The following is a 19435-nucleotide window of genomic DNA, read 5'->3' on the forward strand; positions in this document are numbered from 1 at the left end:
CCAACCCCGAGGAGACAAGACAGATGATCGACATCAGGAAGCTGGCCGCCCGCGCGCTGCTGGCCATGACATTCGCTGCCACGGCGCACGGCGCAGGCGCGCAAACCTACCCTTCACGCCCCGTGACCTGGATCGTGCCCTTCGCGGCGGGCGGTCCGACCGACGCGCTCGCGCGAGCCATGGCCGAAAGAGTGGCGCGCGAACTGGGCCAGCCCATCGTCATCGACAACGCGCCGGGCGCCGGCGGCACCGTGGGTGCCGGCAAGGCATCCCGCGCGGCGGCCGACGGCTACACCATGCTGGTCGGGCACATGGGCTACATGGGCGCGGCGCCCGCGCTGTACAAGAAGCTCGCCTACGACCCGGTGAAGGACTTCGCGCCCGTGTTCCGCTTCCCCGACACGCCGCTGGTGCTGATGGTGCGCAACGAACATCCCGCGAAGGACATCAAGGCGCTGGTCGACTTCGGCAAGGCCAACCCCGACAAGCTCTTCATCAGCAATGCCGGGGTGGGCTCCAGCTCGCACCTGATCGCGGCGCTGTTCGCCGCCTCGGCCGGCATCAGGATCTCGCAGGTTCCGTACAAGGGAGCGGGCCCTGCGCTGATCGATGTGATCGGCGGGCAGGTCGACGGCATCTTCGACCAGACCAACACGGCCCTGCCGCAGATCAAGGAAGCGAAGGTCCGTGCACTGGCCGTCACCTCGAAGGTGCGGCTGCCGCAGCTCAAGGACGTGCCCACGCTCGCCGAGACGGTGCTGCCCGGCTTCGAGGCCTCGACCTGGTACGGCATCTACGCGCCCAAGGGCACGCCGCAGCCGGTGCTCGACAAGGTGCAGAAGGCCTACCTGAAGGTGATGGGCGACAAGGCGTTCACCGATCGTCTCGCCGAGCAGGCGATCCAGATGCTGCCGGCCGAGCTGTACACGGGCGCCGCATTGGGCAAGCACACCGAGGCGGAGGTGGCGCGCTGGAAGGCCGTGGCGGCCAAGGCCAACATCTCGCTGGACTGAGCCGCATGGCCGCCAGCATACGCATCGAACACGACGCGTTCGGGCCAGTGGAGATTCATGCCGGCATGTACTGGGGTGCGCAGACGCAACGCGCCGCCGACGTCTTCGACGTCGGAACGGAGCGCTTCGCGGCATGCCTGCCACGCGCCTTCGGACTGCAGAAGATCGCGGCCGCGAGGGCCAATGCACGCTGCGGCGCGCTCGACGAATCGCTGGCCCAGGTGATCGCCGCGGCGGCCGGGGAGGTGTCGCGCGGCCTGTTCGACGAGCACTTCCCGCTCACGATCTGGCAGACCGGCTCAGGCACCCAGACGAACATGAATGCCAACGAGGTGATCGCGAACCGGGCCAACGAGCTGCTCGGGCAGCCGCTGGGCACGAAGTCGCCGGTGCATCCGAACGATCATGTGAACGCATCGCAGTCGTCGAACGACAGCTTTCCGACGGTGATGCACATCGCCGCCGCGATGGAGCTGACGCAGCGGCTCGTTCCTTCGCTCACCGTGCTGAATAACGCTCTGCAGGACCGGGCGCGCGCATTCGCCGACGATGCGAAGGTGGCGCGCACGCACCTGATGGACGCAGTGCCGATGACGATGGGCCAGGCGTTCGAGGCATTCGCTTGGCAAACGGGCAGCGGCATCGCACGGTTGAAGGACGCATTGCCGCGACTGCTGCTGCTCGCCCAAGGGGGCACGGCGGCGGGAACCGGGCTCAATGCGCCGCAGGACTTCGACGTGTTCTTCTGCGAGGAGATCGCCGGGCTCACGGGTCTGCCGTTCACGCCCCATCCGTGCAAGTTCGAAGGCATGTCGGGCCACGATGCGCTGGTGGAGCTTTCCGGCGCGCTGAACGTGATCGCCGCCTCGCTGACGAAGATGGCCAACGACATCCGCTGGATGGGGTCGGGGCCGCGCTGCGGCATAGGCGAGCTGCTGGTGCCGGACGACGGACTGACCTCGTCGATCATGCCGGGCAAGCGCAACCCGACCATCGCGGAGGTGGTGGCCCAGGCGGCCATGCAGGTGGCCGGAAACCACGTGACGGTGACGATAGCCGGCGCCTCCGGCAACTTCGAGCTCAACGTTGCCAAGCCGGTGCTGATCCACAACGTGCTGCAGTCGATCCGCATACTGGCGGACAGCTCGCTCGTCTTCGCGAACAGGCTGGTGGCCGGGCTCGACGTCGATCGCGAGCGGCTCGAAGCGAACCTGGGCAATGCGCTGCTGTCGGTGACGGCGCTCAACCCGGTGCTCGGCTACGACAAGGTGGCGCGCATCACGCGCACTGCCGTGGAACGCCGCGTTGCGCCAAGAGAAGCGGCCGTCGAACTGGGCTACCTCGACGCCGAGGAATACGACCGGCTGGTCGACCCGCTTCGCATGGCAAGGGGAAAGAGCTAGCCCAGCAGCAAGGAAGCCTCGTCCCGCCAGTAGGCCACCGCGGCCAGCCACCCTTCCCACACGCAGCCGTTGCAGCCGCGCCCGCAGCAGGTGGTGGGCTCCTGCGGCGGCGCGCGCATCGAAAGCCCTTCCGCATCGAGTTGCGCACGGACACGGCCGATCAGCGCCTGTGCGCTGGCGAGGTCAATCGGAGGAAGAAGGTCTTGGTCGGCGAGAGGCATGGCGGCAGGCTGCGATTGTCGGTGCTTCAGGAGGCCTTCAGCCGTCGCGCGACGGACGGCCACAGAATCGTGCGATGCCGTCCTCCGCCCCGCTCCCGCGCCTGGCGCATGTCGACCTGCTGCGAGGGCTGCTCGCGATCTTCGTGGTGCTGCTGCACGCCAACCTGCGCATTCCCTTCGGGCCGCCGGAGCTGGCCCAGTGGCTGGGGCCGCGGACCACGGGCATCCTCTTTCGCAGCGGCTACTACGCGGTGATCGTGTTCTTCGTGGTCTCGGGCTACCTGATCACGAGCGCGTCGATACGGCGCTGGGGCGATCTGTCGCGCGTGCGGCCCGCATCGTTCTACCGCTTTCGTGCGGCGCGCATCCTGCCGCCGCTGTTGCTGCTGCTCGCGGTGCTGGCTGGGCTGCATCTTGCGGGCAGTGCATGGTTCGCGCTCGATGCGTCCAAGGTCTCGCTGTGGCGGGCGCTGCTCGCCGCGCTGGGGCTGCACATCAACTGGCTGGAGGCGCGGGTCGGCTACCTGCCGGGGCCGTGGGGCGTGCTGTGGTCGCTGTCGGTGGAGGAGGTCTTCTACCTTTGCTTTCCGCTGGTGTGCGTGCTGTGCGGCAGCGAGCGGCGGCTGGCGCTGCTGCTGGTCGTGCCCATCGTGCTGGGCCCGCTCGCGCGCAGCGTGTTCAGCGACAACGAGCTGTGGCAGGACCACTCGTACCTCTCGGGCATGGATGGCATCGCCTTCGGCTGCCTTGCCGCACTCCTCGCACACCGCGTGCCCCGCGCTCCGACTGCGGCGGTGCGACGGGCCGTTCTGCTTGCGGGCATCGTGCTCGCCGCAGCGGTCTTCTGCTTCCGCAAGGAGGTGTACCAGCTCGGCCTCACGCGCTTCGGGCTGCAGGTGACGCTGCTGGAGCTGGGCGTCGCGCTGATGCTCGTCGCGGCGCACTGGCGTCCGTGGGCGTGGTCCGCCGGCGCTGCGGTCGCACCGCTGCGCTGGTTCGGGCGCAACAGCTACGAGGTCTACCTGAGCCACATGTTCGTGGTGATTCCAGGCGCGTGGGTTTTCCAGTGGCTGGGAGCATCGCCCTCCTGGATTGCGCTGTGGTTCGTCGCCGTTGTCACGGCTTCCGGACTGCTGGGGCAGCTCGTCGCCCGTTGGTTCTCCGAGCCCTGCAACCGCGCGCTCAGAGGTCGAGGTTCAGCTCCAGCCGCATCTTCGCCCCACCCGATTCGCTGGAACCGATCGTGAGCTGCCCGCCGTGCAGCCGTGCGACCTCGGCCACGAGATGCAGGCCCAGCCCCGCGCCGCGCCCGCGCGGCACCAGCCGGTGGAACGGCGCCACCACGCGCTCGCGGTCGGCCTCGGGAATGCCCGGCCCCGAGTCGAGCACTTCGAAGCCCGAGGGCTCCCACAGCCGCACCTGGATGTCGCAGCCCTGTCCGCCATGCTCGATGGCGTTCTGGATCAGGTTGCTCAGCGCGCGTTCGAGCGAAGGCGCATCGCCGCGCACCCACAGCGGCCTGGGCGCTTCGACAGACAGCGTGCAGCGGTTCATGATGGCCAGCGGCGCGATGTCGCCGGCCACGCGCTCGCACAGCGCCTTCAGGTCGACCTGCTGCTGGTCGTGCGCTGCGATGTGGTCCAGCCGCTGCAGATCGAGCAGTTGCTCGGCCAGCGTGGCGAGCCGCGCCGAGGCCTGCAGGAGCTTCACCTTGAGCGGTCCGTCCTGCAGGCCCTCGAGGTGGATCTGCAGCGTGGTGATGGGCGTGCGCAGCTCGTGCGCGGCGTCGGCCAGGAAGCGCTCCTGCCGGTCGTAGCCTTCGTTGAGACGGTCGAACGCGCGGTTCACCGCATTGACCAGCGGGCGGATCTCGCTCGCCACGTTGGCCAGCGGCAGGCGCGTGGTGCGCTCGTGCACGTCGATGCTCTCGGCATGCTCGGCCGTGGCCACCACGCCCTTGAGGCCGCGCTTCACGACGAAAGGCGTGGCCAGGATCACGCCGAGGCAGGTCACCAGCGCCATCGGCGCCACCAGGAACAGGAAGGCGATGGCTGTGCCCTTGAGCGTGGTCTTCACGGTCAGGGGACTGCCGGTCTGCGTCATCACGGCCACCAGGCCCGCGCGCGTTTCCACGCGATCGAAGCGGGCCTTGGGACGGGTGTTGTCGCTCTCGGGGTTGATGGCCATGCGCTCCATGCCGTCGAGCGATTCGAAGAGCGCGGCATAGATGGCCGGCACTTCGCCGTTGCGCACCTCGGAGCCCTTCGCGTCGCGCGCGATGAACCAGAACGGCGGGTCGGCCTCGCGCAGGCGCTGCACTTCCGGCGTGGGCTCGACCACGAGCTGCCCGTCGGGGCCGCGCGCCAGCGCCCGCTGGATGGCGGTGATGGTCTCCTGCCCGGTCTCGTCGACCACGCGGCCCAGCACCCAGGCCAGGCCGAGGAAGCCGCCCATCACCAGCGTGCCGACCACCACCTGCAGCAGGATCAGGCTCCAGATGAGCTGCCAGCGCAGCGAAAGCAGGCCCTGCCTCATGCGGTTGCCGTCATGCCGCGGGACGCGCCGCGCAGATCAGGTAGCCCACGCCGCGAATCGCATGGATCTCGACCTGCGCCCTGGCCTTGTCGAGCTTGGAGCGCAGCCGGGAGACGTGCGTGTCGAGCGCGTTCGACTGGATGTCGTCCGCATGGCCGTACACGCGGTCCTGCATGGCCTCGCGCAGCACGGTGCGGCCGCGATGCTCGAGCAGCGCTTCCAGCACCAGCAGCTCGCGCCGCGGCAGCGTGAGGCACTCTTCGCCGACGTGCGCCTGCCGCGTGTGATGGTCGAAGCGCAGCTGCCCGAGCGTCATGACGAGGTTCGCGCGCACCGCGGGGCGCCGCGCCAGCGCACGCACGCGAGCCATGAGCTCGTCCATGGAAAAGGGCTTGGCGAGATAGTCGTCGGCGCCGCCGTCGAGGCTCAGCACGCGCTCGGCCACGTCGGTCATGGCGGTGAGCACCAGCACGGCGGCGGGGATGTCGTTCTGGCGCAGGAAGGCAACGAGCGAAAGGCCGTCGCCGTCGGGCAGGCCGCGGTCGAGCACGATCACGTCGTGCTGCGCGGACAACGCGGCGTCTTCGGCCTCGCGCAGCGAGCCCGCCACGTCGACCACCGCCTGGTTCTGCCGCAGCGCCGAGGCCAGGGCCTGAGCCAGGTCGACTTCGTCTTCGACGAGCAGGATTCTCATGGGAGTACGGAGGAAAGAGAGGCCACAGGAGGCCAGCGAGAGGCCAATGGAAGGCCGGGGCCGGCCATTCTAGGAGAGGCGTTCCCGCAACCGGCGCAATGTTCACGCAATGCAGTTGCATAAGCTGCAACGCCGATGACCTTCCGCGCCGCGCCCTCCTCCCCTGCAAGTTCCACTCCCTGGTACGTCGAGCTGGGCCGGCGGATCGCCACGCTCTGGGTGGTGAAGATGATCGGTACCACCGTCGGTATTACAGGCTTCTTCGTCGTGTACTTCTGGGTGATGCACAACCCGCCGACGGAGCCCACGGTGATGCCCCTCACGGCGCTCGACCACTGGGTGGGCGTGAGCGACGACGCGATGCTGCTCTATGGCTCGCTGTGGTTCTACATCTCGCTCGGGCCGGCCCTGACGAAGAACAAGGCCGAGCTCTGGGCCTGCGCGCGCGACGCCGCCATCATGGCTGGCGTGGGCCTCGCGGTGTTCTGGTTCTTTCCCACGACGGTGCCAGCATTCGCGATCGACTGGACACAGTACCCGGCGCTGCAGTTCCTGAAGACCGCCGACGCGGGCGGCAACGCCTTCCCTTCGCTGCATGTCGCGTTCGCCGTCTTCACCGCCGTGCTGATGGAGCGCCAGTTGCGCGAGGTGCGCGCCCCGGCATGGGTGCGCGTGCTCAACCTGCTGTGGGCCTTCGGCATCGTCCATTCGACGCTGGCCACGCGACAGCATGTGCTGCTCGACGTGCTCGGCGGCACGCTGCTCGCGGCGCTCGTCTGCTGGGCTCGCAGCACGCGCGAACGGCTGGTGCTGGCCCAGGCCTGAGCGACGGCGAGCCGAGTTCAGGCGGCTTGCGCGCCCACGGCCGCCACCTGGGCATCCTGCGTCGACTGCATGCCCGAGACGCCGATGGCGCCGACCAGGCAGCCTTCGTGCATCAACGGCAGGCCGCCCTCGAGCGGGCATGCGCCTTCGGTGGCCAGCAGGCGCAGGTTCAGCCCGCCCGTGGCCAGCGCCTCTTCGAACACGCGCGTCGGCCGCTTGAAGCGCACGGTGCTGCGCGCCTTGGCCTGCGCGATCTCCACGCTGCCGGTCTGCGCGTGATCCATCTTGTGAAGCACAACGAGGTTGGCCGCGCTGTCCATCACCGCGATGACCATCGGCCAGCCATGGGCCAGCGCCTCGGCCTCGGCGGCCGCCGCCACGCGGCGCGCGACTTCGAGAGAAACGGGTGGCCCATAGGCGATGACGGGCTGCTGCTGCGGGATCGGCGTGGTGCTCATGGCGGGAACTCCTCGAAGTGATGAACGATGCACCGGACGATAGCGGCGGGCAGAATGCCTGCCCATTCCCCATAAATTCGCATCCGTTGTGCACGAATCGCCAGCTCCCCACCCCGGCTCCGGCACGCTCGCGTCCCTGTCGTGGGACGACGTACGCTTCTTCGTCGCCGTCGCGCGCGAGGGCAGCCTCTCGGGAGCGGCGCGGCACCTGCGCGTGGAGCATTCGACGGTCGCGCGGCGGGTCGGCGCGCTGGAGTCGCACATCGGCGTGCGTCTTTTCGACCGCCTGCCGCGCAGCTGGGCGCTGACACCCGAAGGCGAGACGCTGCTCGCGCCCGCCGAACGGATGGAGCAGGAAGTGCTGGCCTTCGCGCGCGCCGCCGCAGCGAACACCGCGGGCCAGGGCACGGTCCGCGTGTCGGCACCGCCGGCCTTCGCGAGCCACTTCATCGTGCCGCTATGGGCTGCGAGCGCCAACCGCTGGCCGGGCATCGAGCTGGACATCGTCGGCGAACTGCGCAGCGCCAACCTGCAAAGGCGCGACGCGGACATCGCCATCCGCTTCATGCGCCCCACCGAGCCGGGCCTGGCGGCGCGCAAGCTCGGCGAACTGGCCTTTCGCCTCTATGCCGCGCCGGCGTGGCTCGCGCGTCCGCAGGCCGACTGGCGATTCCTGGGCTACAGCGATCCGCCGGGCAACGTGCCGCACCAGCAGCTGCTGGCGGACATCGCCGGCGCACGCCCTTTCGTGCTGCGCAGCAACGATCTGGCTGCGCTGCACAACGCCTGCCGTGGAGGACTGGGCCTCGCGATGCTGCCGGACTTCATGGCGCGCGAGGACCACGCGCTCACCGAAGTGCCCGGCGAAGGCCGGCCCGTGATGCGAGAGGTATGGAGCGTGGTGCACCCCGACGTGAGGCGCTCGCCGCGCGTCAGGGCCGTGGCCGATGCGCTGGCGGAGATGGTCGGCGCCCACGCCGGGCGCCTGCGTTGAGGGGCACGGCGTGGCGCGCCCCTCCATCGACGGCTACCAGAAGATCCAGAGTGCCAGGCCGCCGAAGATGGCCCACTTCACGAGGTAGTACACCCGCTTGTCCCACGCCTTGAGGCGCTTGCCGACCACGCGGATCTGGTAGATGTACTTGAAGGCGCGGTTGATGCCACCGGTCTTGTCGCCGGCATCGTTGGGCGATGCGGCAGCGGCCAGCAGGTTCTTCGCGAACCAGCGGTTCACCGCGCTGGCCCAGCGGTACTTCAGCGGACGCTCGATGTCGCAGAACAGGATCACGCGGTCGTGGTCGGTCGTGTTCTCGGCATAGTGGATGTAGGTTTCGTCGAACACCACGGCCTCGCCGTCACGCCAGTGGTAGCGCTGGCCGTCCACGTCGATGTAGCAGCCCTCGACGCCCGGCGTCCACAGGCCCAGGTGGTAGCGCAGCGAACCAGCGAACGGATCACGGTGGCGCACGAGGCGGCTGCCCGGCGGGAGCTCGGCGAACATGGCGGCCTTGATGGTGCCGATGCCCTTCAGCAGCTCGGTGGTGCGCGGGCACAGCACGGCGGCCGAGGGATGCGCATCGTCGTACCACTTCAGGTAGAAGCGCTTCCAGCCGCTCTTGAAGAAGGAGTTGAAGCCCACGTCGTTGAACTGGCTCGAGGCCTTGATGCTGCCGCCGTTGCGCATGGCCAGGGCTTCCTCGCGGATCACTTCCCAGTTTTCCTCGAGCACGCGCATCTCGGGGAACTCCGCGGGCGACAGGTAGGGCGTACCCGGCACCTTCGAGAAAAGGTACATGAAGACGTTCAGCGGGGCGAGGAAGGTCGAGTGATCAGAGAGCTGTCTGAAGAAACGATGCCGCACCTGGCCGCGGAAATGAACGTAGAGCGCGCTGAGCGCGAAGATGGCAAGAATGACCCACTTCATGGGAAAGCGTCCTGTAAACAGCGCCGGGTAGTGTAATTCCTCGCCCCAATTCGGGCCTGACCAGGCCCTTTTAGGCCCATTCATGCCCTTGGCCGTGCCTGGGGGAAGATTTCAGCTGCACAGCATGGGTTGCGGCGCGTCGGCCATGGCCAGCGGCAGCCGCACGGTGGCCAGCAGGCCGCCGCTCGCGGTTTCGCCGAGCGTCACCTCGCCGCCGTGCCGGTCGACCACCGACTTGACGATGGCCAGGCCCAGCCCGCTGCCGCTCTGGCTCTGGTCCGGATTGCGGAAGAAGCGGTCGAACACCCGCTCGCGCAGCGCGGGCGGCACGCCGGGGCCCTGGTCCGCCACCGTCAGCAGGGCCTGCGCGCCGTCGCGCGACACGTGCACGACCACGGTGCCGTCGGACGGGCTGTACTTGATGGCGTTGTTGATGAGGTTGTCGATCATCGAGACCAGGCTCTCGCGCTCGCCGAGCACCGGCACGCGGTCTTCGCACACCAGCTCGAGTTCGATATTGCGCGAGCTGGCCAGGCTTTCGATCATGGCCAGCCGGTCCTGCACCAGCGCGTCCAGCGAGAGCATCACCGGCAGCGTGTTGTCCGAAACCGCGTCGCTGCGCATCAGCTGCAGCAGCTGACCCACGAGGCGCGCGGCGCGGTCGTTGCTGCGCAGCAGGTTGCCCATGAGTTCGCGCTGGTGCTCGTCGGTGCTCTGCTCCTTCAGCGCCTCCACGTTCACGCGCATCGCGGCCAGCGGCGTTCGCAGCTCGTGCGCGGCGTCGGCGATCAGGCTGCGCTCGCGCGAAGTGCTGTCGCGTACCCGCTGCAGCAGGCTGTTGATGCTCTGCACCAGCGGCTGCAGTTCCTTGTGCGGCGGCGTGTACGACAACGGCGTGAGGTCGGCCGGCCCGCGCTCGGCGGTCTCCTGGCTCACCCGCCGCCATGGCCGCAGCGCGAGGCGCACCGAGAGCCACGCGGGGAAGATCAGGAAAGGCAGGCTGATGACCAGCGGCAGCAGGTAGTAACCGCGGTACATCACGGTGACCGTGAGCCGCCAGACGCTGGGCTCGGCCAGCATCACGCGGATGTTGGAATCGGGCGAGGCCAGCGTGCGCGCGCGCCACTCGCGGTTGCCGGCCTTCACGGTCTCGATGAGGTTCGGCGCGGTGTTGAGGATGACGGGCACGGCCGCCGTCGAGCGATAGACCAGCCTGTCGCCCTGCCACACCTGCATCACCGGCGAGGTGTCGGAGGCCGCGTCGCCGTCGCCCACGGTTTCCAGCAGCGCGGCATCGAAGGCGGCCAGGGTCTCCTGCTGCTTGTCGGGACGGTCGGCCGTGTTCTTCGCGATGGCGATCACCGTCTGGAAGATCTTCTCGTACTTCAGCAGCTCGGGGTCTTCGTAGGAGTCGTACAGCAACAGCGCGATGGCCATGGTCCACAGCAAGGCGACCACGCCCATCTGCGCAAGCAGCAGGCGCCGCATCAGGGAAGGTTGTTTCCAGTTCTTCCAGCGCTGCGCCAGCGCCTGAATCATTTCTGCGTGCTCCGCGCCAGCGATTGCACGTCGATCACGTAGCCGATGCCGCGTACCGTGCGGATGTAGCCCTGGCCGATCTTCTTGCGCAGGTTGGAGATGTGCACCTCGAGCGAGTTGCTGCCGTTGGCCTGTCCGCCGGGCAGCACCTGCTCTTCCATCACGCGGCGCGTGACCACGCGGCCGGTTCGCTTGAGCAGCAGCGCCAGCAGGTCGAACTCGCAGCGCGAAAGCTCCACCGGCTCGCCGTCGACGATCACGCCGCGCGTGGGCTCGTGCAGCGCCAGGCCGCGCATGCGGATGGTCTCGTCGTTGAAGCCGTAGCTGCGGCGCGCGAGCGCACGAACGCGCGACAGCAGCTCGGCCAGCGCGAAGGGCTTGACCAGGTAGTCGTCGGCGCCGTCGTCCAGGCTGCGCAGCCGGTCGTTGAGCGCGTCGCGCGCGCTGAGCACCAGCACCGGCAATATCTGGCGGTCACGGCGCAGGCGGAACAGCAGGTCGAGGCCGTCGCCGTCGGGCAGGCCGAGGTCGAGCAGCACCATGTCGAAGGTGCCGCCATCGAGAGTGCGCAGGGCGTCGTCGAGTCTGCGGACCCACACCACATCCATGCCTTGATTGGCCAGCGCAATGCGCACGCCATTGCCGAGGTCAAGGTCGTCCTCAACAAGCAAGAGATTCATGAGCCTCCACGTGAACTGACCACTCCGTTTCCGGAATGTGGGCGGAAGTATCTGCCAAGCGGCTGCGCGGTACTTCAGGAAATCTTCATGAATGCCGAAGCAGGCCTTCAGGTGCGGCTTGGACACTCGAGCCACTCCCTGAAAACGGAAACGGAACCCCCAAGTGAATCGATTGCTCTCGCTGCCGGCTGGTACTGCCCGATCGGACCGCTACCGCCTCCGGCGCCGGGACGTGCTCCGTGTCGTGGCGCTGGCCGGTGCCACCACCGGCATCGCGGCCTGCGGCGGCGGCAGCCACGGCCATGGCGGCGTCGGGGTCGGGGTCGGCACGGGTGGAGGCAAACCCACGGTCATCGACCGCCGGGTGAAGGTGTCGGCCACCCCCGAGGTGTCGCTGCAGGTGCGCGACTGGCAGCCGCCCGGCAGCAGCACCGGCCCCGTCATCGTGCTGCTGGCCGGGCTGGGCGGCAATGCGCGCTACTTCGACAGCCTCGCCCCCGCGCTGGCCGCGCGGTCGCGCGTGATCGCCATCAGCCGGCGCGGCTACGGCCTTTCGGACAAGCCGATGCCGGTGAAGACCGCCACGCAGTACTACGAAGTCGACACGCTGGTCGCGGACCTGAAGGCGGTGCTCGACGCGCTGGGCGTGCAACGCGCGGTGCTGGGTGGCCATTCGATCGCGGGCAACGAGCTCACGCGTTTCGCGGGCCTGCATCCGCAGCGGACACAAGGCCTCATCTACCTGGACACCACCTTCGACTACACCGTCGACGCCGACAGCGGCGGCGAGACAGTGCCGGACAACCGCCTGCTCCACGAGCCCAAGCCGACGCCGGACGACGGCCGGTCCCTGCAAGCCGCGATCGCCTTCTTCCGGCGCAACTCGAAGAACTGGTGGCCTGCGCTGGAAGCGAATCTGCGCGACGCCATCGACATACGCAGCGACGGAAGCGTGCGCCTCAATACCCCCGATGAAGTGGAGACCGCCGTGGACACAGCCGGACACTCGTTCTCGCCGGACTACAAGGCCGTGCGTGCGCCGTCGCTAGTCGTGACCGCCCTGCCCGCCGAAAGGCGCGACATGTTCCCGTGGCTCGAGCTGCCGCTCGACGCGAGGACACAGAAAGACGCTGACGACTATCTGCGCATCTTCCGCCGCGTGTGCATCACGAATTCGAATCAGCTCGTGGCGGCGCTCAATACGCCGAACCGCCTGACCCTGGACAACGCCAGCCACGGCGACTTCATCATGGAGCGCGAAGCCGAGGTGCTTCGCGCCATCCAGTTCATGACATGGGCCTGAGCTATGCCGATGCTTCCTTCGCGCGCAGCAGCTTGATCAGCGCCGCGAGCTCTTCGCCGCCGAGGCCGGCTTCGTCCGCCCGCCGGAAGATGCCTGCGGCGAAGGCCGGGAACTCGGTATTGATGCCCGACGCCTGCGCCGTCTGCAGGATGCGCTGCGTCGCCTCGACCGAGATGCGCATCGGGCTCTGCGAGATGGCGAAATCGCCCGACTGGATGACGGAGCCCTCGTGCTGAAGAAAGCCGGCGAAGGTCGGCATGATGCCCGCGACGATGCGGCCGTACTCGGCCACGTCGAAGCCCTCGTTCTCGGCGATGCGCGCGCCGTGGATGAAACCAAGCATCGTGCCGTAGATGGTGGAGAGCGTGGCGAGGTCCATGGCCGCCGCCGCGCTCGCGGCCTCGCCCAGATAGACGATGCCACCGGCCAGCGCCTTCAGCCAGGGCTCTGCTTCGTCGAACACCGGCTTCGCGCCCGACACCAGCAGCGGCGTGTCGGGCTGGCCCATCTGGTCGGGTGCGGCCTGGATCGCGCCTTCGAGGTAGGCGGCGCCCTGCTTGTGCGCCCACGCCTGCGCGTCGCGCGCGTCCTGCGGGCTGCCGGTGGTCAGCTGCACCAGCAGGCGGCCGTCCATGGCGGCGGCCACGCCGTCGAGCGCGAAGATGGCCTCGGCGGCGCGGTAGTCGTAGACGCACATCACGACCACCCGTGCCGCGCGCACGGCCTCGCTCGCGCTGCGCGCCAGCACCGTGCCCTTGGCGACCAGCGCACTGGCCTTGTCCGCGCTGCGGTTCCATACGGTGACCTTGTAGCCCTGGTCCAGATAGATCTGCGCGATGGCTGCGCCCATCGCGCCCAGGCCCAGAACCGAAACTTCCTTGATGTCGTTGCTCTTGCTGCTCATGACGATTCGCTCGTTGCGTGTTGTGAAGATGGACGTATCGTAGGAATCGGGCTCCGGAACGGTCAAGTACCTACAATTAAGTTAGGTACTTACCAAAATGTATGTATTACCTACTGATGGGGATGAAGATGAAATCCAAGAAACCCTACAACTGCGGCATCGGCCCGGCCTTCGACGTGATCGGCGGCAAGTGGAAAGCCGTCATCCTGTGGGAGCTGCATGTGCAGCCGCTGCGCTTCGGCGAACTGAAGCGGGCGCTGCCCGACATCAGCGAGAAGATGCTGATCCAGCAGCTGCGCGAGATGGAAACCGACGGCATCGTCCACCGCGAGGTGTTCCACGAAGTCCCACCGCGCGTGGAGTACTCCGAAACGAAACTGGGTGCCACGCTCAATGCGGCACTCGCGCCGCTGGCCGACTGGGGCGATCGCTATGCCAAGCGCGTGGAAGCGGCGCGCACGCGGGCCGAGGCCGCGAAGTGACGACGATGCAGGCGAAGGCCGCGGCCGCGCTGCTTTCGCTGTGCGCGGCCCTGCATGCTTCGCCGGGCATGGCGCAGACGGAGTGCACGCCCTCGCCCTACTGGGCCGGCCCTTCGATGCGCTCGGCGCCCGAGGCGATCTGGCAGAAGGACTTCAGGCGCTCCATCGACGGCGAACTGCCCGCCGCGCTCCAGAAGACGCTCGGCGGCGCGCTCGACAAGATGCTCGAGCACGTACCCGCAGCGAGCGTCGCGGTCGCGATCCCCGGCGAAGGCACATGGTCCGCCACGCGCGGGCTGGCACGCAAGGAGCCGCCGCAGCCCGCGGTGCCCGACCAGCCCTTCCAGGTCGCGAGCACCGCCAAGACGCTGACGGCCGCCGTCGTGCTGCAGCTCGTGGAGGAAGGCAGGCTGAAGCTCGACGACACCATCGACAAGTGGTTTCCCGATGCGCCGAACGCGAAGCTCACCACCGTCGAGCAGCTGCTGCGCCACACCAGCGGCCTCGTGAGCTTCAACGCGCTGCCGTTGCTGGGCACAACCTACCGCACGCCCGCCGAAGTGATCGCGCTCGGCACGTCGCAAAAGCCGCAGTTCTGCCCCGGCGCGAACTGGAGCTACAGCAACACCGGCTACGCGATGCTCGGCGTGATCGTCGAGAAGGTCGATGGCGCTCCGTTCGCGGACGTGCTGTCCAGGCGCCTCATCAAGCCGCTGGCACTCACCCACACGGTCATGCGCAAGCCTGGTGTCGAGCTGCCTGTCGCCACCGGGCACGCGGCGGGACGGCCGGTCGAGGCACCCGACCAGTACGCCACGCCCTATGCCGCCGGCGCGCTGGCATCGACGGCCGGCGATCTCGCGGTGTTCTGGCACGCATTGCTCGCGGGCAAGGTGCTGCCGGGCCAATCGGTGCACCGCATGTTCACCGGCATGCCCGCGATGATCGGGCCCTATGCGGGCAGCAACTCGTTCTACGGCATGGGCGTGCAGCTCTACGACGTGCCCGACGGCCCCGGGCTGATGCTCGGGCACAGCGGCGGCATCGAAGGCTTCACGAGCATCGTGGCCTACGTGCCGGCTGACGACGTCTACATCGCCGTGGCGTTCAACGAGAAGAAGGTGCCGGCCGAGGCTGGCCTGTGGGCGCTGCTGCGCGCAGTGCGGACATATCGCGCGCTGCAGTGATTGGCGAGAGGAAGAGCCGGCTCACTCGGCCCAGCCGGTCTCGATCTCGGTCTTCACTTCGGTCATGAGCTTGTGCACCGGGCACTTGCCGGCCACGCGCAGCAGTTCGTCTCGCTGCGCCTCGCTCAGGTTGCCGCTCAGGCGCAGGCCCGATTTGAGGCGGTAGACGCCCTTGCGCTCCTCGCTGTCGTCGCGGTCGACCACGACCTCGATGTCTTCCACCGGAATACCCTTGCGGCGCGCGTAGATCAGCACGGTGAGCGCCTTGCAGGCCGCGAGCGACGCGTCGTACAGGTCGTGCGGCTCCGGGCCGGCGTCGCTGCCGCCACCGGCCGGCGATGCGTCGACCGGGATCTCGTGGTTGCGGATCTTCAGGATGTGGCGCGTGCCAGTGGTGCCGTCGCGGCGGATCGTGATGCTCATGCGTGTGTCCTCTGGGAAGGGATTGCGGTGTGATGAGAAAGCGTCTTCACGTACAGGATGGTTGTGAAGCCGCTGTGCCATTCGAGGTCGGGGTAGCGGTCGGCTTCGCGATAGCCGAGCGCGAGATAGAAGCCCTGGCTCTGCGTGTTGAAGGTGTCGGTCTCCAGCCGCGCCAGTTCCACGCCATCGGCGCGCATGCCGTCTTCGGCAAAAGCCATCAGCGCCCGGGCGATGCCCTTGCGCCGATGCCTGGCCGGCACGTGCAGCGCGTGCACGAAGTCGCCCTCCCAGTGCACCATGCCGACCACCTCGCCGTCGATCTCGGCCACGAAGAAGGCCGGGCCCTTCTCGTCGATGTAGCCCACGGGCTCGCCGCTGTCGCGGTAGGCCTTCGCGGCCTCGGGCGTGAGCTGCGGCAGCCAGGTGCCGGCGAAGGTGTCGTCGAGGATGGCCTTCACCGCGTCGAAGTCGTCGAGGCGCCAGGGCCGGATGGAGACGTCCGGAACGTCGTTGTTCGTGCTCATCGGTTCAGCGGTCCACGGCCAGCATCAGTGTTTCCTTGATTTCTTCCATCACCACGTAGCTGTGCGACTCGGCCGCCACCGGCAGCTTCTTCAGGATGTCGCCCAGCAGGTGGCGGTACTCGCTCATGCCGCTCAGCCGCGCCTTCACGAGGTAGTCGAAGCTGCCCGACACCAGGTGGCATTCGAGCACCTCGGGCATGTGCAGCAGTTCCTTGCGCACCTTGTCGAACACGTCGCCCGACTTGGCCGAGAGCTTGATTTCGACGAACACCAGCAGCGTCCGGCCCAGCGCCTCGGGCGACACGTGGGCGTGGTAGCCGGTGATGACGCCGTCGCGCTCCATGCGCTTCACGCGCTCGGCGCAGGGCGAGGCCGACAGGCCGATGTGCTCGGCCAGTTCGGTCATCGACATGCGGCCCTGGCGCTGCAGGACGTCGAGGATCTTGCGGTCTATGCGGTCGAGTTCGGGCATTTCACTTCGGAGGGCGCCTTGGGCGATTCGCGGCAGTGTATTCCACTGCCAAATCGTTGAAATCAGTGGAATCCACTGCATTGAGGACTTTAGATTCCATTCATTCCATTTGAATCGGCGAATACACCATGAAAGTCATCGTTCTCGGCGGCGGCGTGATCGGCACCACCACGGCGTACTACCTTGCCCGCTCGGGCGCCGAGGTCACCCTGCTCGACCGGCAGGCCGGCCCCGCCGAGGAAACCAGCTTCGGCAACGCCGGCCAGGTGTCTCCCGGCTACTCCACGCCGTGGGCCGCGCCGGGCATTCCGCTGAAGGCGATCAAGTGGATGTTCAAGAAGCACGCGCCGCTGTCGATCCGCCCCGACGGCACCCTGTTCCAGCTGCGCTGGATGGCCGCCATGCTGCGCAACTGCTCGCCCGAGGCCTACGCGGTGAACAAGGAACGCATGATGCGCGTGGCCGAATACAGCCGCGGCTGCCTGCAGCAGCTGCGCGCCGACACCGGCCTGCACTACGAGCAGCGCACCGGCGGCACCCTGCAGCTGTTCCGTACGCAGGCCCAGCTCGACGCGGTGGAGCGCGACATCGCGGTGCTCGAGGAATGCGGCGTGCCCTACGAACTGCTCGACCGCGACGGCCTCGCCCGCATCGAGCCCGCGCTGGCCGGCGCGCGCGACCGGCTCACCGGCGGCCTGCGCCTGCCCAACGACGAGACCGGCGACTGCCACCTGTTCACCCGCGGCCTCGCCGAAATCGCGCGCGGCATGGGCGTGGACTTCCGCTTCGGCCAGACCATCGCCGCCCTCGAAACCGACGGCGGCCGCATCACCGGCGTGCGCACCACCGCCGGCAAGATCCTCACGGCCGACCGCTACGTGATGGCCTTCGGCAGCTACTCGCGCGCCGCCATCGCCTCGCTGGGCCTGGACATCCCGGTGTACCCGGTCAAGGGCTACTCGCTGACCGTTCCGCTCATCAACGAATCGCTGGCGCCGCAGTCGACAGTGCTCGACGAGACCTACAAGGTGGCCGTCACGCGCTTCGACAACCGCATCCGCGTGGGCGGCATGGCCGAGCTCGGCGGCTTCGACCTGCGCCTGAACCCGGCGCGCCGCGCCACGCTCGAGAAGGTCGTGACCGATCTCTTCCCCGGCGGCGACGTGCCCCGCGCCACCTTCTGGACCGGCCTGCGCCCGATGACGCCCGACAGCACGCCCATCGTCGGCGGCACGCGCTACGCGAACCTGTTCCTCAACACCGGCCACGGCACGCTGGGCTGGACCATGGCCTGCGGCTCGGGCAAGCTCATCTCCGACATGGTGATGGGCCAGCGCCCCGAGATCCGTACCGACGGCCTCGCGATGGACCGCTACGAGAAGGGCTCCTCGCGCGGCGCATCGCGCCCGAGCCCGGTGGCCACGCCGGCCTGAGGCTGCGCTTCGCCCGCCCCGAAGGCCGCCTTTCTCAGGCGGCCTTTGCAATCGGGATCACGGCGTTGTCGTCCATGCCGCGATAAACCTCCGCCTCGCCGTGCTTCGCGAGCAACTGCATCAGGTGCTTGCGGATCAGCATGCCGGGGCGGTCCGACTCCATCGAATACTCCACGCCGCGCCGGCGCGTGTCGACCAGCGCATCGGGGTCGGTCGACTCGAGGATGTCCTTGTCTTCGCGCGTGATCGCGTCGTCGAAGTCGATCAGCATCTGCGCCGCGCAGTCGGCCTCGGTGTCGTTGCGGAACAGCCATTGGCACAGCTGCATGCGGCCGTCGTCGATGGGCGTGAAGCAGTTGATGATGATGTGGCGCACGCCGCTCGGGTACTCGATGTCGAGCCGGCGCGAGAACGGCAGGAAGTACGCGTTGCGCATGTGGCGCGTGGTGATCGGATCGGTCACGCCGCTGATTGCATGGAACTTCACCGGATTGGTCGCCTCGATGACCGTCTCCGCGTAGAAGCCCGAATCGTTCTCCACCAGCTCGTACTTGCTCGGCTTCGGGCTCGCCGCCACGCCGAAGGTGGCGCGGTGCACGAAGCTGAAGTGCGAGTTGTCGAAGGAGTTCTCCAGCGCGCGCATCGGGCTGGTCTGCCACTCCTCGTAGAACTGGAAGATGGTGCGGTAGCCCGGGTCGTCGAACTCCGGAATCGCCGGGATGTCGGCGATGGGCTCCTCCAGCGCCACCCATGCATAGCCGTAGCGCGCGGTGCAGCGGTAGGCGGTGGTGCGGTATTCGGGCGAGATCTTCCGGTCGGGCTCGTACTGCGGGATGCGGATGACCTGGCCGCTTCGATCGTAGGTCCAGCCGTGGTAACCGCACTGGATCGCGCCCGTGCCGCAGGCCTGGCCCGCGCTGTCCACGCACCAGCCCTTGGAAAGCTTCGCTGTCCGGTGGCAGCAGCGGTCGCGCAGCGCGGCGGGCTGGCCGTCGGCATCGATGAAGAGGACGATGTCTTCGCCCAGCAGCCTGAAGGGCTTCGGGCCGTTGGCCAGTTCGGTGAGCGGCATGACGGCATGCCAGAACTTGCGGAAGACGGGTTGACGGGTGACGAGCATGCGCGGACTCCTTCTGAGGTCGTGTGGGGACGAACTGAAAGAGCAATTTCCTGCCTGGGCCCGGCGAATGCCGGAGGCTGAACGCTTCTACTCTGCGCAAGCTGCCTTGCAAGTTGCGCGCCCGGATTGTGCGCGTGGCCGGCCACGTCTCCAAGCCCCGGGGCCAATCCCGAGCAAAAGCCCTTGGCATGCCTCGTGCATCACCCGCCCCAAGAGTAGAAGCGTTCAGCAGCGCACGCACCACGACTGTGCGCCCGCCCGGAAATTGCTCTTGAACCGCCCGCCGCCCTCCTTC

The 19435-nt window shown here is 68.1% G+C and carries 21 protein-coding genes; 9 read left to right on the plus strand and 12 right to left on the minus strand.

From position 1 onward, the window contains the following. The first annotated feature begins 23 nt into the window (after positions 1-23). Positions 24-1013 carry a tripartite tricarboxylate transporter substrate binding protein BugD gene (locus SFB74_RS24605; RefSeq protein WP_432726950.1) on the plus strand — a complete coding sequence of 330 codons (990 nt, stop codon included), beginning with the start codon at positions 24-26 and terminating at the stop codon, positions 1011-1013. Between the two features lie 5 nt (positions 1014-1018). Continuing rightward, complete coding sequence (locus SFB74_RS24610; RefSeq protein ID WP_432726951.1) at positions 1019-2416, plus strand: class II fumarate hydratase; 1398 nt, start codon at positions 1019-1021, stop codon at positions 2414-2416. Here the strand turns inward: SFB74_RS24610 and SFB74_RS24615 are convergent. Continuing rightward, the gene (locus SFB74_RS24615; RefSeq protein WP_432726952.1) at positions 2413-2637 is read right to left on the minus strand and encodes an oxidoreductase-like domain-containing protein; all 225 of its coding nucleotides are present in this window, start codon (positions 2635-2637) and stop codon (positions 2413-2415) included. The two genes, SFB74_RS24610 and SFB74_RS24615, sit on opposite strands and share 4 nt — an antisense overlap. 74 nt (positions 2638-2711) lie before the next feature. Here SFB74_RS24615 and SFB74_RS24620 point away from each other — a divergent pair, with 74 nt between their 5' ends. Next, the gene (locus tag SFB74_RS24620; RefSeq protein ID WP_432726953.1) at positions 2712-3884 is read left to right on the plus strand and encodes an acyltransferase family protein; all 1173 of its coding nucleotides are present in this window, start codon (positions 2712-2714) and stop codon (positions 3882-3884) included. Here SFB74_RS24620 and SFB74_RS24625 read toward each other — a convergent pair. Both SFB74_RS24625 and SFB74_RS24630 read right to left on the minus strand, forming a co-directional pair. Beyond that, on the minus strand, positions 3820-5172 hold the full coding sequence (locus SFB74_RS24625) for a sensor histidine kinase (RefSeq protein ID WP_432726954.1): 1353 nt from the start codon (positions 5170-5172) through the stop codon (positions 3820-3822). The two genes, SFB74_RS24620 and SFB74_RS24625, sit on opposite strands and share 65 nt — an antisense overlap. Positions 5173-5182: 10 nt before the next feature. Then, entirely contained in the window at positions 5183-5866 is a 684-nt protein-coding gene (locus SFB74_RS24630; protein WP_432726955.1) for a response regulator, read from the minus strand. Positions 5867-6001: 135 nt separating this feature from the next. Between SFB74_RS24630 and SFB74_RS24635 the strand changes: the two genes are divergently transcribed. Continuing rightward, entirely contained in the window at positions 6002-6691 is a 690-nt protein-coding gene (locus SFB74_RS24635; RefSeq protein ID WP_432726956.1) for a phosphatase PAP2 family protein, read from the plus strand. 17 nt (positions 6692-6708) lie between these two features. Here the strand turns inward: SFB74_RS24635 and SFB74_RS24640 are convergent, their stop codons facing one another. Further along, a complete protein-coding gene (locus tag SFB74_RS24640; RefSeq protein ID WP_432726957.1) occupies positions 6709-7149 on the minus strand; it encodes a GlcG/HbpS family heme-binding protein in 441 nt (146 codons plus the stop codon). Positions 7150-7285: 136 nt separating this feature from the next. Between SFB74_RS24640 and SFB74_RS24645 the strand changes: the two genes are divergently transcribed. Then, a complete protein-coding gene (locus tag SFB74_RS24645; protein ID WP_432731989.1) occupies positions 7286-8143 on the plus strand; it encodes a LysR family transcriptional regulator in 858 nt (285 codons plus the stop codon). A gap of 33 nt (positions 8144-8176) precedes the next feature. On the opposite strand, the gene lpxO is transcribed toward SFB74_RS24645, so the two are convergent. The 3 genes from lpxO to SFB74_RS24660 all read right to left on the minus strand — a co-directional run bounded on the left by lpxO (position 8177) and on the right by SFB74_RS24660 (position 11292). Next, positions 8177-9073 carry a lipid A hydroxylase LpxO gene (gene lpxO, locus SFB74_RS24650; RefSeq protein ID WP_126023442.1) on the minus strand — a complete coding sequence of 299 codons (897 nt, stop codon included), beginning with the start codon at positions 9071-9073 and terminating at the stop codon, positions 8177-8179. Positions 9074-9184: 111 nt separating this feature from the next. Further along, positions 9185-10612, minus strand: coding sequence for a sensor histidine kinase (locus SFB74_RS24655; protein ID WP_432726959.1), 1428 nt, complete (start codon positions 10610-10612; stop codon positions 9185-9187). Beyond that, on the minus strand, positions 10609-11292 hold the full coding sequence (locus SFB74_RS24660) for a response regulator (protein WP_093197474.1): 684 nt from the start codon (positions 11290-11292) through the stop codon (positions 10609-10611). Before SFB74_RS24660 ends, SFB74_RS24655 begins: the two co-directional genes overlap by 4 nt. 232 nt (positions 11293-11524) lie before the next feature. On the opposite strand from SFB74_RS24660, the gene SFB74_RS24665 reads away from it, so the two are divergent. Further along, positions 11525-12595, plus strand: coding sequence for an alpha/beta fold hydrolase (locus SFB74_RS24665; RefSeq protein ID WP_432726961.1), 1071 nt, complete (start codon positions 11525-11527; stop codon positions 12593-12595). Between the two features lies 1 nt (position 12596). On the opposite strand, the gene SFB74_RS24670 is transcribed toward SFB74_RS24665, so the two are convergent. Beyond that, positions 12597-13499, minus strand: a complete 903-nt coding sequence (locus SFB74_RS24670) for an NAD(P)-dependent oxidoreductase (protein WP_432726963.1) — start codon at positions 13497-13499, stop codon at positions 12597-12599. A gap of 128 nt (positions 13500-13627) precedes the next feature. Between SFB74_RS24670 and SFB74_RS24675 the strand changes: the two genes are divergently transcribed. Beyond that, a complete protein-coding gene (locus SFB74_RS24675) occupies positions 13628-13981 on the plus strand; it encodes a winged helix-turn-helix transcriptional regulator (RefSeq protein WP_093198433.1) in 354 nt (117 codons plus the stop codon). Between the two features lie 5 nt (positions 13982-13986). After that, entirely contained in the window at positions 13987-15168 is a 1182-nt protein-coding gene (locus SFB74_RS24680) for a serine hydrolase domain-containing protein (RefSeq protein WP_432731990.1), read from the plus strand. Between the two features lie 21 nt (positions 15169-15189). Here SFB74_RS24680 and SFB74_RS24685 read toward each other — a convergent pair whose 3' ends face one another. The 3 genes from SFB74_RS24685 to SFB74_RS24695 are packed head-to-tail and all read right to left on the minus strand — an operon-like array spanning position 15190 to position 16587. Further along, positions 15190-15591 carry an OsmC family protein gene (locus SFB74_RS24685; RefSeq protein WP_432726964.1) on the minus strand — a complete coding sequence of 134 codons (402 nt, stop codon included), beginning with the start codon at positions 15589-15591 and terminating at the stop codon, positions 15190-15192. After that, entirely contained in the window at positions 15588-16115 is a 528-nt protein-coding gene (locus SFB74_RS24690) for a GNAT family N-acetyltransferase (protein WP_432726965.1), read from the minus strand. Before SFB74_RS24690 ends, SFB74_RS24685 begins: the two co-directional genes overlap by 4 nt. Positions 16116-16119: 4 nt before the next feature. Continuing rightward, positions 16120-16587 carry a winged helix-turn-helix transcriptional regulator gene (locus tag SFB74_RS24695; RefSeq protein ID WP_019656974.1) on the minus strand — a complete coding sequence of 156 codons (468 nt, stop codon included), beginning with the start codon at positions 16585-16587 and terminating at the stop codon, positions 16120-16122. Between the two features lie 128 nt (positions 16588-16715). Here SFB74_RS24695 and SFB74_RS24700 point away from each other — a divergent pair, with 128 nt between their 5' ends. After that, complete coding sequence (locus tag SFB74_RS24700; RefSeq protein ID WP_432726966.1) at positions 16716-18020, plus strand: D-amino acid dehydrogenase; 1305 nt, start codon at positions 16716-16718, stop codon at positions 18018-18020. A 34-nt stretch (positions 18021-18054) separates the two neighbouring features. On the opposite strand, the gene SFB74_RS24705 is transcribed toward SFB74_RS24700, so the two are convergent. Continuing rightward, positions 18055-19140 carry a Rieske 2Fe-2S domain-containing protein gene (locus SFB74_RS24705; protein WP_432726968.1) on the minus strand — a complete coding sequence of 362 codons (1086 nt, stop codon included), beginning with the start codon at positions 19138-19140 and terminating at the stop codon, positions 18055-18057. Positions 19141-19435 lie beyond the last annotated feature (295 nt).

The organism is Variovorax xiamenensis, from assembly GCF_050916385.1.
GTDB lineage: Bacteria > Pseudomonadota > Gammaproteobacteria > Burkholderiales > Burkholderiaceae_C > Variovorax.